This window comes from Corynebacterium vitaeruminis, from assembly GCF_001054325.1.
GTDB lineage: Bacteria > Actinomycetota > Actinomycetes > Mycobacteriales > Mycobacteriaceae > Corynebacterium > Corynebacterium vitaeruminis_A.
The window spans coordinates 109,859-122,166 of the sequence record NZ_JVVM01000025.1; the positions used below are offsets into that span (position 1 = coordinate 109,859).

At 60.2% G+C, this 12,308-nt stretch carries 10 protein-coding genes; 7 read left to right on the plus strand and 3 right to left on the minus strand.

The genetic code is table 11. The features are described 5' to 3' along the window. Positions 1-35: 35 nt before the first annotated feature. Positions 36-887, minus strand: a complete 852-nt coding sequence (locus tag ADA16_RS07980) for a dienelactone hydrolase family protein (protein ID WP_239659402.1) — start codon at positions 885-887, stop codon at positions 36-38. 111 nt (positions 888-998) lie between these two features. Here ADA16_RS07980 and glmS point away from each other — a divergent pair, with 111 nt between their 5' ends. Continuing rightward, a complete protein-coding gene (gene glmS / locus ADA16_RS07985; RefSeq protein WP_048760720.1) occupies positions 999-2,873 on the plus strand; it encodes a glutamine--fructose-6-phosphate transaminase (isomerizing) in 1,875 nt (624 codons plus the stop codon). On the opposite strand, the gene ADA16_RS07990 is transcribed toward glmS, so the two are convergent. Then, a complete protein-coding gene (locus tag ADA16_RS07990; protein WP_048760723.1) occupies positions 2,856-4,208 on the minus strand; it encodes an HNH endonuclease signature motif containing protein in 1,353 nt (450 codons plus the stop codon). The two genes, glmS and ADA16_RS07990, sit on opposite strands and share 18 nt — an antisense overlap. Before the next feature lie 217 nt (positions 4,209-4,425). Next, positions 4,426-5,514, minus strand: a complete 1,089-nt coding sequence (locus tag ADA16_RS07995) for an esterase/lipase family protein (RefSeq protein WP_048760724.1) — start codon at positions 5,512-5,514, stop codon at positions 4,426-4,428. A gap of 24 nt (positions 5,515-5,538) precedes the next feature. Here ADA16_RS07995 and ADA16_RS08000 point away from each other — a divergent pair, with 24 nt between their 5' ends. The 6 genes from ADA16_RS08000 to ADA16_RS08025 are packed head-to-tail and all read left to right on the plus strand — an operon-like array spanning position 5,539 to position 12,253. Then, positions 5,539-7,209, plus strand: a complete 1,671-nt coding sequence (locus tag ADA16_RS08000) for an NAD(P)H-hydrate dehydratase (protein WP_048760726.1) — start codon at positions 5,539-5,541, stop codon at positions 7,207-7,209. Next, a complete protein-coding gene (locus ADA16_RS08005; protein ID WP_048760727.1) occupies positions 7,206-8,819 on the plus strand; it encodes a bifunctional alanine racemase/tRNA (adenosine(37)-N6)-threonylcarbamoyltransferase complex ATPase subunit type 1 TsaE in 1,614 nt (537 codons plus the stop codon). Before ADA16_RS08000 ends, ADA16_RS08005 begins: the two co-directional genes overlap by 4 nt. Before the next feature lie 30 nt (positions 8,820-8,849). After that, positions 8,850-9,509: a tRNA (adenosine(37)-N6)-threonylcarbamoyltransferase complex dimerization subunit type 1 TsaB gene (gene tsaB, locus ADA16_RS08010; protein ID WP_048760729.1), complete on the plus strand. Its 660-nt coding sequence runs from the start codon at positions 8,850-8,852 to the stop codon at positions 9,507-9,509. Then, on the plus strand, positions 9,506-9,994 hold the full coding sequence (rimI, locus tag ADA16_RS08015) for a ribosomal protein S18-alanine N-acetyltransferase (protein WP_048760730.1): 489 nt from the start codon (positions 9,506-9,508) through the stop codon (positions 9,992-9,994). Before tsaB ends, rimI begins: the two co-directional genes overlap by 4 nt. Before the next feature lie 38 nt (positions 9,995-10,032). Further along, positions 10,033-11,769: a pyruvate dehydrogenase gene (locus ADA16_RS08020; RefSeq protein WP_048760732.1), complete on the plus strand. Its 1,737-nt coding sequence runs from the start codon at positions 10,033-10,035 to the stop codon at positions 11,767-11,769. 55 nt (positions 11,770-11,824) lie between these two features. After that, a complete protein-coding gene (locus tag ADA16_RS08025; RefSeq protein ID WP_048760734.1) occupies positions 11,825-12,253 on the plus strand; it encodes a hypothetical protein in 429 nt (142 codons plus the stop codon). Positions 12,254-12,308 lie beyond the last annotated feature (55 nt).

Genomic DNA, 12,308 nt, shown 5'->3' on the forward strand with positions numbered 1-12,308 from the left:
CGATTAGGGGCGTGTCCTGAGGCGTGGCTTAGTGACTACTTGCCGGGAATCAGTGAGTGCTCCGGGTTTTCCGGCAGCTCCTTGATTAGCCACTCCATGTCGCGGTTAGTCGTGCCCTTGATAGTGGTGGTCGGATCTGCGAAATCCGAGTACTTCTTGTCGCCGCCGACTGTGGCCAGCAGGAAGCCCGTGAGGGCTGCGCGTGCAACCTCCTGGTACTTCACCTTGGAGGACGAGAAGCCCGCTAGACGACGGAGAAGCGTCGTCTCCGAGAAGCCGCCCTGGTCGGCCTTGTCGACTTCGCGGTAGACGACATCGCCCTTCCACTGAACTGCCAAGCGAGCCGGGTTACCGCGATCGAGCCACTGATCTTCACCGGGAGCCAGGATGAGCCCCGGAGCCGAGACATTGGTGGCAGCGGCGGTGGAGGAAGGTGCAGTGGTTGCGGGGAAGACGCAGCCAACTCCGGAAATGAGGTCGTGACCGGCAGCGGCGAGGACGGCTACGCCAGCGCCCATGCCGTGACCGGCAACGCCGAGCTTCTTCGGGTGGACGACGACTTTGCCCTCACCAAGGCGGACACCAGCGAGAATCTGGAGCGCTGTTTCCAAATCATTGGCGAGACCACGGTGATTTGCCACGATGCCATTTTCCGTATCCGGAGCAGCGACCGCGATGCCCCACGAAGCTAGGTGACGCAGCGTGGCGTGGTACTCCTCAATCGGTGTACGCCAATCGTGTGCGAAGGCGATACCGGGGATGCCATTGCCCTCGGCAGGCGTGTAGACCTTTCCCGGCAGGCCGGTAAAGGCGAGGTCACCGACCATGACGCGGTGCGGTCCACGCTTGGAAAGATTAGATGTCAGAGTCTTCAAGTTGTCAGCCACAGTGAATAGCTTATCTATAAGGTGCATACCTTTGCTGAAAAAGTGTCAGGATGAGCGAGAATGTCTATTTCGTTATGACGATTATCTGCTTTGCGGGTTATTCTGTAGGGCATGTGTGGAATCGTTGGATATGTGGGCCATCAGCCCGCCCTGGATATTGCTGTCGATGCACTACGACGCATGGAATACCGCGGCTATGACTCTGCTGGTGTTGCCATTGTCGACAATCAGGGGCATATCACTGTAGAGAAGAAGGCCGGTAAGCTCGCCAACCTCGAGGCAGCCCTCGACACGAAGGGGCGCGACAAAATCACCGGAACCACCGGAATTGGGCACACCCGTTGGGCTACCCACGGGCGCCCGATTGATGAGAACGCCCACCCACACCAGTCGTTTGACGGCAAAGTGGCTATCGTTCACAACGGCATCATCGAGAACTTTGCTCCGCTGCGCCAGGAGCTGGAGGATGCCGGCATTGAGCTGAAGTCCGAAACCGACTCCGAGGTCGCCGCGCACATGCTGGCCCGCGCCATGGACGGTTCAGACGGCGGATCTACCGCTGGCGATTTCGAGGCCTCCGCGCTGGCCGTGCTCAACCGCCTTGAGGGTGCGTTCACGCTGCTGTTTACTCACGCAGATCACCCGGATCGCATCATCGCAGCTCGTCGTTCCACTCCGCTGATTATTGGTGTGGGCGAAAACGAAATGTTCCTCGGCTCTGACGTTGCGGCTTTCATCGCGCACACCCGCGAGGCCGTGGAGCTGGGTCAGGACAACGTCGTCATTATCACCGCAGATGACTACCGCATTCTGGATTTCGCCGGCAACGAGCAGCAGGGCCGCCCATTCACCATCGACTGGGATCTCGCCGCAGCCGAAAAGGGCGGCTACGACTCCTTCATGATGAAGGAAATCCACGAGCAGGCCGCCGCTGTTCGCGATACGTTGGCCGGTCACCTCGTTGATGGCCGTATTGTTCTCGATGAGTCCCGTCTGAGCGACCAGGATTTGCGTGACATAGAGAAGGTCTTCGTCGTCGCCTGTGGTACCGCATACCACTCCGGCCTGTTGGCCAAGTACGCCATTGAGCACTGGGTTCGTATCCCGGTCGAGATCGAGGTCGCGTCCGAGTTCCGCTACCGCGATCCGGTGCTGGACCGCCAGACGCTGGTGGTCGCCATTTCGCAGTCGGGTGAGACCGCCGACACCCTCGAGGCTGTGCGCCATGCAAAGAGCCAGGGCGCTCGCGTGCTGGCTGTGTGTAATACCAACGGTGCGCAGATTCCGCGTGAGTCCGACGCTGTGCTCTACACGCACGCTGGCCCGGAGATTGGTGTTGCTGCAACTAAGTCCTTCCTGGCGCAGGTAGCTGCAAACTACTTGGTTGGATTGGCTCTTGCACAGGCACGCGGCACTAAGTACCCGGATGAGGTCACCCGTGAGTTTGAAGAGCTGGAGACCATCCCAGCACTGATTGACAAGGTCGTCGCCAAGGGCGATGAGTTCATCGACATGGCCAAGGAAATCGGTGCTATTCCGACGATGCTCTTCCTCGGCCGACACGTTGGCTTCCCAGTCGCACTTGAGGGCGCGCTGAAGCTCAAGGAGCTCGCCTACATTCACGCAGAGGGGTTCCCGGCAGGTGAACTCAAGCATGGCCCGATTGCCCTCATTGAGGACAATCTTCCGGTCGTCGTCGTAGTGCCGTCGCCGAAGGGGCGCGCCGTGCTGCACTCCAAGATTGTCTCCAACATCCAGGAGATTCGTGCTCGTGGCGCCAAGACCATCGTGATTGCCGAAGAAGGGGATCAGTCGGTGGTTCCGTTTGCGAACTACCTGATTGAGATTCCGGAGACGTCCACGCTGCTCCAGCCGTTGTTGTCCACGATTCCGCTGCAGTTCCTCGCAGCTGAGATTGCCCGCCAGTGCGGTAACGAGGACATCGATAAGCCGCGCAACCTGGCTAAGTCAGTCACCGTCGAGTAGTTCGTCCTGCTTTCGTCGGTACTGTTCAATTTCCGCATCGAGTTCTTCATCCGTGAGGGACTCGATGCGTTTTGCTTCTTCCTCGGATAGCTCCCAGACCTCATCGGATACGTGGAAAAATGACAACATCCAATCGAGGTTGCGTTTCTGAATCGTCTTCATCTTCCGCGTCACGCGCTGAGGAAAAGTTTGCTTGCCGACGTTCTTTAGCGGCCCAACCGGAACGCTAGTCGCGGTGTCCCCATCACGGGAAGTCCACACTTCCGTTCCGTCGGGGTATCTGTCGATGTCCCAGCCCTCGTGTGTTTTTAGGTTGTGGTGTCGGCGGCAGAGACAGTGCAGATTCTCCGTGTCGGTTGGCCCGCCCTGCTCGGGATTGTCGTGGTTGTACGGCTGAATATGGTCCAGGTCGCACTTGGTGGCGGGGACATCGCAGCCGGGGAAGCGGCAGATGCCATCGCGACCGCGTACGCGAGCCACCTGGCTCTCGGTGGGGCGGTAGCCGTCGACCTTGCTGTCGGCGGAGATACGGATGTGAGTTGCGCGGGCAAGCCATTCTTCGGTTGCCACCTCGCTCAACCAACCGACACCGTCGATCCATGCTGGCCCACCGCCGACCTCGCGGTAGACATTGATGACAATTTCGGCATTGGTCGAATTCTGCGCCAGCTGTAGTAGCGCTTCCGCCTGCGTGCACTGTTCACCGCGATTGACTGCGGTGTTGCGAATCCCCTGGATCCTGGCCATGAGCTCGGTCGCGCGGTCGTTTTCAAGAATTGCTGTGACCTTTTTGTGCTTGCCATCGCCCGTGTCTGCGAGTGCGACTGCTTCGCCCTCTGGAACCCGTTGGGTGCCGTCGTTGCGGGCGCAGTCGTTGTACTCAGAAACCAAGTCGCCGATTTGGCGAGACAGCGTGTAGACACCGATCATCGCTTGTCGAGGTCGAGTCGGAGTGAGTATTTCCAAAAGATGCGGCTCCACAGTGTCGAACTGGTCTGGCGATAGCCCGGCAACACCATTGGCAATGGCGCGGAGATGGGCAAGCGAGAAACAGAAGGTGGATTCAATGAGAGCCCGGATTTTTGGCAAGCGTTCGAACATAAGTGCAATTTCGCACAGTGTAGAGCACTTGCCGCGGCTAAGGCCAGTTCGAATGCTTACGCGGGCGAGATGGTGATTGACGTCGACCTCGTCACCGGGAGCGCAGATATCGATGAGCTGAAGATCCGCAGCGTTGATGGCACGAGCCGCGGTGCTGATGGGATCGTCGGGTTGTTGGTTAGCCCATGAGGGCTTTTGACCTGGTTCTGGAAGTTCTGTGGGCGGCGATGACATTGGTTATCCCCCTGATTACTACGTGTCCGCCGGAGAATTGAAGATTGAGTGCTGTGAAGGGGAGAGGCGGGGGAAGACTGTTTCAATCAACCCCGTAAATCCTGCACACCCGACAAAGAACTTGTACCTACAAATTTTCCCTACAACTTAATCGTACGCCTGTTTGAAGAGTAGTCAATAGAGTTTTAGAAATATGTTCTAAAAATCTCGTGCTGAACTAGGTCCGCCCCCTCCGTCCGACCCTCCTCGGCAGAGCGCCGTACATAGGCAGGACTCGCTGTCGCAGATGCTGCGGGGTTTGTTTGTTGACCGTCGAGTTCGGGGCGTCATCAGCCTCCGTGACACCGTCCCCAGTGCAGTCCAGCTCGTCCAGGAAATCGTGAATTCGCTCGAGCGTATTGGGGGAGTAGAGCAGTGCAAGGTGGTCGGACCAGTCGCCACCACCGGTGGCGTTGTTGACGTTCGTAATGAGGTGCCCCTCTTGTTCTGGCAAAAAGGCGCCGGTCCACGGGCGAACAACAGTGTCGAAAGGAGTGCCAATGTTCAGGTAGTGCGGGCCACGTCGGGTAATGCCACGCGCTGCGCGGTTCAGAGTCGCAATATAGTCAGAGTCCAGCAGCTGTTGAACGCAGGCGCGGCCGACAAGGCGGTCGACGAGCTTGTGTAGCGGTAATCCATATCGCTCCAGCACACTGAGTGTCCGGCGCATGCCCCACGCAGTAGTGCCGCGATGGTTTCCCGCAAGCGAGATGACTGCCCGCACGGGGCTGTTGTCGGAGGCGAACTGCTCGGCGTCTTCTTCGTTGAGGCCATGGTTGAGGGCGTCGTCGTAAAGCGAATCGATGCTCGCGTTGGCGTAACTGCGACAGTGCAGTCCGCCCTGGGAATGGCCGATGAGGTCGATGCGGGGTAGGGAGAGTTGGGCTCGGAAGCGGTCGAGAAGGTCGGTGACTTCGGCGAGCGCATCGCTCAAATCGGTGGTGGCTTTGACGCTGTGCAGACGGCTGACCAGCGCGCCGGGGTCTGAGCCGTAATCGAGTGAGAACACAGGTCGGCTCCTGGCGAGGAACGGTCCCAGCATGGCGAAGGAGTTGAACGAGTTCATCCAGGTGCCGTGAACCAGGACAATCGGCGTGCGACCGCCGTAGTTGTCCAGGTCGGGAGTGACTTTGCCGTCGAGGATTTCGCGGACGTCCTGCACACCGTGGGGGAGCCATTCGGGATGACGCAGCGAACGAAGGTATGCCTGCGGAAAGGCGCGCAGTAGAGGGCCGAAAACTCGAGTGCTCGGGGAGTAGTCATCCATAGGGGCTAATCGTAGGCTGGGTTTATGACGTACTGCTACACAGCTGCCGAAATTCGCGCCGCGGAACAGCCCTATCTGGACGCACAAACGCGTGACGACGAACTCATGCGCCACGCAGCCGCCGCTGTGTCGGAGGTGGCGGAGCGGATGCTCGCTAAGGTGTCGCCGGAGCCTGGTCGCGGTCGTGTGCTGCTGTTGGTTGGGTCGGGAGGCAATGGTGGCGATGCACTCTATGCGGGGCGTGACTTGTCCTCGGAGGGGCACGGCGTGGATGCGGTGCTGCTGGGCTCGAAGCCCCATGAACGGGCGCTGAAAGCTTTTGAGCTCGCTGGCGGGCGGGTGCTGCCGTTGGGGCGTGACCGGGAGACGGATTTATCGAAGATTCTGTGGTCGATAAGTGAAGACTACGCACTGATTATCGACGGAATTGTGGGGCTCGGTGGTCATGGTGCACTGCGCGAAGAGGCTGCGTGGCTGGTGCGCGAGGCAAACATAGGTGAGGTGCCTATTCTCTCGGTCGACGTGCCGAGTGGTGTGGAAGCCGATACCGGACGCACTTTTGATCCGCCCTCCCAGACCATCAATCCCGACCTCGACCTGGAAGAAGGCCAGGATCCGTACCTGCCATCCCACGTCGAGGCCACGACAACGGTGACCTTCGGCGGACTGCGCTACGCGCATGCGCTGTCAGAAGCCTGTGGTGAGGTCGAATTACACGAAATTGCGCTCGATGCCTTCTCCCTCGAACTTCCAGGACTGGGGCAGACGCTCTATGAAAACGGTCACTACAATGCCGTCCACCACCAGACTCCGACCGTAGAGTTTTACGAAGCCCTAGGCGGGAGCTTTCCGGCACCTTTTGGCGCGAAGACTCAGCTCGAACCCGGTGCTAATGACCACAAGTACTCCACCGGAGTTACAGGTATCGCCGCCGGTAGTGAGGCGTATCCGGGCGCTGGTCAGCTGTGTGCCTCCGCTGCCGTGCACGCGACGAGCCCCGCGGTCATCTATGTCGGCGACGCGGCCGCACGTAATCGCATCACCGCGGCCTTGCCGACGGTCATTGCGCAGTCGGACTCGGTGGATCGCAAAGACGTGCGCGTCGATGCCTGGGTTGCCGGCCCTGGTCGGGGCACTGATGAGCGCGCGGCCGAGGAACTGCGCGACATTCTGGCCACCGACAAACCAGTGGTCATCGACGCTGACGCCCTGACGCTGCTGTCGAAGCATGAGGATATCCGACAGCTCGTCCACGAGCGCGGCCAGGAGCGCAACCTGCGCACTGTCCTCACGCCGCACGCCGGCGAATTTGAGCGTCTTACCGGGCACGAGGTCACTAACGCCATCGCAGATGCCCGTGAACTTGCCGAGCAGTTCTTCTGCGAAGTGTTGCTCAAGGGACGTCGCACCGTGATTGCCAATCCGAAAACGCAGCGCACAGTTGTGATTGACGCGGGTAGCTCCTGGGCAGCCACTCCGGGCTCCGGGGATGTACTGTCCGGGCTCATCGGTGCATGGGTAGCGCGTAGCGAAACTCTCTATCTACCAGCGATTATTCACGCTCGCGCCGCATTTTTGGCCGCACAGACAGAGTTCGGACCAGCCCCCTGCAGCGCCCAGGACATCGCTGAATCCATCCGAGATGCCACCGCATGGTTCACCAACGAAGGCAGCAGTGGCAAAATACGGCTATGACTTCCTCGGCACCAGCCATCCTCACCCATACCGTTAATCTCGACGCAATCACCCACAATGTGAAGACCGTCAAGGCCATCGCAGGGGTGGCGGAACTCATGGCCGTCGTCAAGGCGGACGGCTACTCGCAGGGTGCGCTGCAGACCGCGCAGGCCGCGCTGGCAGGCGGGGCAACGCAGCTCGGCGTTGCAACAATCGACGAGGCGCTCTCCCTCCGCGAGGAACTCCGCGCCACGCTTGACGACGGCCACACCATCCCCATCCTCGCCTGGATCTGGGACGCGGCAGCCACCTCGTTGGTGCAGCGTGCTGTGGCTGCAAATATTGACCTCGGTCTGCCGTCGATGGCGCATGCGCTGGCCGTGGCCAATGCCGGGCGGGCGCTGTCGGTGACACCACGAGTGACTGTAATGGTCGATACGGGCTTGGGCCGCTCAGGATTCTCCATGGCCAATGGAGACTTTGAGAATGCGGTCGATCAGCTGGTCGAGCTGCACAAGACCGGTGCGCTGAACATCACCGGTGCCTTCACGCACTTTGCGTGCGCGGATGAGCCGGGCAACGAAAGCGTCGATAAGCAAGCGCAAAACTTCCGTGCGGCGATTACTGCACTGCGCGAGGCGGGGTTGGACGAGATGATAAACCATGCGGCGAATTCGCCGGCATCGTTGTCGCGCCCTGACCTGGCATTCGACATGGTGCGCCCCGGGCTGGCAATTTATGGTGGCGAGCCGATTGTGGGTGTCACCCATGGATTGCGCCCAGCGATGCGGTGGGAAGCGTCGGTCATATTGGTCAAGAAGCTGCCGGCGGGGCAGTCGGTGTCCTACGGCCAAACGTGGACTGCTGACCGAGACACCACCATCGGCATCGTGCCCTGTGGCTATGCCGACGGCATGATGCGTTCGGCATCTGGGCGTTTCGAAGTCAACATCAATGGCACGCGCTATCCGCAGGTAGGACGCGTGTGCATGGATCAGTTCGTCGTCGACCTTGGGCCCGACACCGATGTCGAGGCCGGCGACACTGCGGTCATCGTCGGTGATCCTACACTGGGGGAGCCCGGTCTCGATGATCTGGCGGAAGCCTCCGGCACCATTAACTACGAAATCCTCACCGCGCCGAAGGGACGCAGCGAGCGAAAGTGGGTGCGCAGCCGCATCGCGCCAACCGCAGAGGACATGCGTGACCTCGGCGAGGAGATTGGCCGGGAGTTAGCCGCCGGGGATCTGGTGATTCTCGATGGCCCACTCGGCGCGGGTAAGACCACCCTCACGCAGGGCATTGCCTGCGGTATGAACGTGCGCGGACGTGTGACTTCGCCGACGTTCACCATCGCCCGCGAGCACCGCCCGCTCACAAATGACGGTGTCACCCTCATCCACGTCGACGCCTATCGACTCTTCGGTGAAGAGGGCCCCGGTTCCCCCGGCGATGCCTTTGACTCGCTGGACTCACTCGATCTGGACACCGACCTCGAGGACAGCGTCGTGGTCGCCGAGTGGGGAATGGGGCTCGCCGAGGTGCTCTCCGAGCGCTATCTGCAGGTGAGCATCGATCGTTCGCGTGACGACGATACCCGCGTCGTCACCTGGAAGTGGAGCAAGTAGCTTCAAGTCGGTTCAAGTAGGTTACTGAGTATGAACATTTTGGCCGTTGATACATCGACTCCACAGGTCACCGCGGGTATTGTCCGCGATGGTGAAACCGTGGCCGAGCAGCTGCACCTGGATGCCCGCGCGCACAACGAGGTGTTGGTGCCGCTGATTCAGCAGTGCCTCACTGACAGCGGGATGGCCGCAACCGAGCTGGACGCCGTTGTTGTCGGCTGCGGGCCGGGGCCATTTACGGGCCTGCGCGTTGGTATGGCCACCGCCGCCTCCTTCGCCGATGCTCTGGGGATTCCCTGTTACGGCATCTGCAGCCTGGATGCGCTCGCTAGTGGTGCGGGTAGTGCCCGTGATGAACTGGTCGTCACCGATGCTCGCCGCCGTGAGGTGTACTTCGCCGCCTATCGCGATGGTCAGCGAGTTTTCGGTCCGGCAGTGGCCAAGCCAGCCGACGTCATGGAGCTGCTCAAGGAAGAAGTCGCAGCAGAAGTCGTCAGCTTCGTACCGAGCCACGCCCGCGGCAGCCTCAATCACATTGAGCAAATTGCCGGGCTCGAGGTCGCTGCCGAACAGGTTTTTCCCACTCCTGCAGCCATGGTTGAAGTGGTCGACTTTGACTCCGCGCCGGGCCCGCTAGTGCCGCTGTACCTGCGCCGTCCGGATGCCGTTGTCCCGAAGGCTATGAGATGAGCGTCGTCAAGCTTGTGCGTCTCGGGCCTCCTGCTGCGAAGGCGTGTACTGCGATTGAGGCGGAGCTTTTCGCCGGCGATGATCCTTGGCCGGAGACAGCGTTTATGGCGGAGCTGGCCGCGCCGAACAATTTCTACGTCGGGTTGATTGCGGAGACAGATCAGGCAAACGGGGGCGAGGAGCTGTGCGGGTATGCGGGAATTACCAAGCTGGGGCCTGCGGGTGCCGCCGAGTACGAGATTCACACCATCGGCGTGGGGCAGAAGTGGCAGCGTCGAGGTCTTGGGGCGCAGCTGATGGACGCGTTGATGGCAGCGGTGGCGGAGGATCCGGGACCGGTGTTTTTGGAAGTGCGCACGGATAACGAACCCGCGATTGCCATGTATCGACGTTATGGCTTCGAAAATATGGGGCTGCGAAAGAACTATTATCCGGGCTCTGGGGCGGACGCTTACACAATGTGCCGGCCTGTGCCCGCCGGCTAAATGTTGACGTAGCGACTATTCTGCGTTAGACCGGTCACATGGCTAAAACCTTTGCAAAGCAGCTCGTAGAAACCCTAGAGAATCAAGGTGTCAAGCGAATCTTCGGCCTCGTCGGAGATAGTTTGAACCCCATTGTCGACGCGGTGCGTGAGTCCTCCATTGAGTGGGTGCACGTCCGCAACGAGGAGGCTGCGGCCTTCGCTGCCGGTGCCGAGTCCCTGGTAACTGGCGAATTAGCAGTGTGTGCGGCCTCTTGCGGTCCGGGTAACACTCACCTTATTCAGGGCCTCTATGACTCCCACCGCAACGGCGCAAAGGTGCTGGCGTTGGCTTCGCACATTCCATCCCGCCAGATTGGTTCCCAGTTCTTCCAGGAGACCCATCCGGAATTCATCTTCAACGAGTGCTCCGGTTACTGCGAGATGGTGAACTCGGCTGAGCAGGGTAGCGTCGTTTTGCATCACGCCATTCAGTCGACCATGACTGGCCACGGTGTTTCCGTGCTGGTTCTGCCGGGCGACATTACTACGCACGAGGTGGAAAATGACGAGTTCGTCAGTTCCACCATCAGCAGCGGTCGCCCAGTCGTCTTCCCTGACGCCGGCCAGGCCGCCGCGCTTGCCGACGCAATCAATGAGGCTAAAACCGTCACGCTCTTCTGCGGTGCAGGTGTGAAGGATGCCCGCGAACAGGTGCTCAAGCTCGCGGAGAAGATTAAGTCGCCGGTGGGGCATGCGCTGGGTGGCAAGATGTACATCCAGTACGACAACCCCTATGACGTCGGCATGTCCGGCCTGCTGGGCTACGGCGCCTGCCACGATGCCTCTAACGATGCTGATTTGTTGATTCTGCTCGGTACTGACTTCCCGTACAACGACTTCCTGCCGACTAAGAACGTCGCCCAGGTCGATATCGATGGTCGCGCCATCGGTCGTCGTACCACGGTGAAGTACCCAGTCGTCGGCGATGTGGCCGCAACGATCGAAACCATCCTGCCGTACCTGGATGAAAAGACCGACCGCTCCTTCCTGGACAAGCAGCTGCGGAACCACGAGCGCCTGCTCAGCCACGTCATCGAGGCATACACCCATGACGTTGAGAACATGCGCCCGATTCACCCGGAGTATGTGGCCGACCTGATTGATAAGTACGCCGATGACGATGCCGTCTTCATCGTCGACACCGGCATGGGCAATGTCTGGGCTGCACGCTATGTCACGCCGAATGGCAGGCGAGAGCAGATTGGTTCCTTCCGTCACGGCACTATGGCCAATGCACTGTCGCAGGCCATTGGTGTGCAGGCTGCTGACCGGGACCGTCAGGTCATCACTTTCAACGGTGACGGTGGACTGTCGATGCTGCTCGGTGAGCTCATCACCGTGCAACAGGAGCAGCTGCCCATCAAGATGTTTGTGTTTAACAACTCCTCGCTCGGCATGGTCAAGCTGGAAATGCTGGTCCAGGGTCTGCCAGAGCACCAGACCGACCACGGGGCAGTCGACTACGCGGGAGTCGCGGAGTCGCTGGGTATCAAGGCCATCCGCATTGAAGATCCGGCCGATGCACCCCGCTTGATTCAGGAGGCGCTGGCCTACGACGGTCCGGTACTGGTGGACATGGTCACCGACCCGAACGCTCTGTCCATTCCGGCGAATATCACCTGGGACATGCTGATGGGATTCTCCAAGGCCGCTACGCGCACCGTCTTCGGTGGTGGCGTTGGCCAGATGATCAACATGGCACGGTCGAACCTGCGTAACATTCCGCGTCCGTAGCGGGGGTATCGCCCTCGAGATGCGGGAGCGGGTTCGGTGCGGTACCACTGTGTCCATGATTAAAGGTTTTCTGGTGAACCCTGACCTGACGCATCGCATCATCGAATTCGAGCTGGATGCCGCCGCTACCTTCCTCGGTGGCGTTTCCACCGACCGGGTTTCTGTGGTGTTCCAGGAAGATGGCACCGATTACGCCGCTTTGTACAACCCGACGGCCAAGGCTGAGGGCGCTGAACCGAACCCGGTCGCGTCCCTCGGCCGCAATGAGGCAGCCACGGGTAACTCCGCTTTCTTCACCGACCCGACCACCGCTATCTGTGGAACGGTTGTCTTCGTCGATGCCGAGGGCGAGGACATTGGGGACGAGGAGATCGAACGCATCAAGCACGGCATGCGTGCCGTTCGTCACTACCGCGATGACTACCCGGAGGAATACGCCCTCTGGCGTGTCGCTGTGAGGAACCTCGGTCGCCTCGAGATTTAAGCTCGGTCGTTGGTAAGCGACCCGGTGCTGCGCTAGTACCATTACTGCTATGACC

Excerpts from the sequence above, each read along its gene's own strand:
- glmS (WP_048760720.1), top strand. The coding sequence starts at position 999 with ATGTGTGGAATCGTTGGATATGTGGGCCATCAGCCCGCCCTGGATATT.
- ADA16_RS07990 (WP_048760723.1), bottom strand. The coding sequence starts at position 4,208 with ATGTCATCGCCGCCCACAGAACTTCCAGAACCAGGTCAAAAGCCCTCA.
- ADA16_RS07995 (WP_048760724.1), bottom strand. The coding sequence starts at position 5,514 with ATGGATGACTACTCCCCGAGCACTCGAGTTTTCGGCCCTCTACTGCGC.
- ADA16_RS08000 (WP_048760726.1), top strand. The coding sequence starts at position 5,539 with ATGACGTACTGCTACACAGCTGCCGAAATTCGCGCCGCGGAACAGCCC.
- ADA16_RS08005 (WP_048760727.1), top strand. The coding sequence starts at position 7,206 with ATGACTTCCTCGGCACCAGCCATCCTCACCCATACCGTTAATCTCGAC.
- tsaB (WP_048760729.1), top strand. The coding sequence starts at position 8,850 with ATGAACATTTTGGCCGTTGATACATCGACTCCACAGGTCACCGCGGGT.
- rimI (WP_048760730.1), top strand. The coding sequence starts at position 9,506 with ATGAGCGTCGTCAAGCTTGTGCGTCTCGGGCCTCCTGCTGCGAAGGCG.
- ADA16_RS08020 (WP_048760732.1), top strand. The coding sequence starts at position 10,033 with ATGGCTAAAACCTTTGCAAAGCAGCTCGTAGAAACCCTAGAGAATCAA.
- ADA16_RS08025 (WP_048760734.1), top strand. The coding sequence starts at position 11,825 with ATGATTAAAGGTTTTCTGGTGAACCCTGACCTGACGCATCGCATCATC.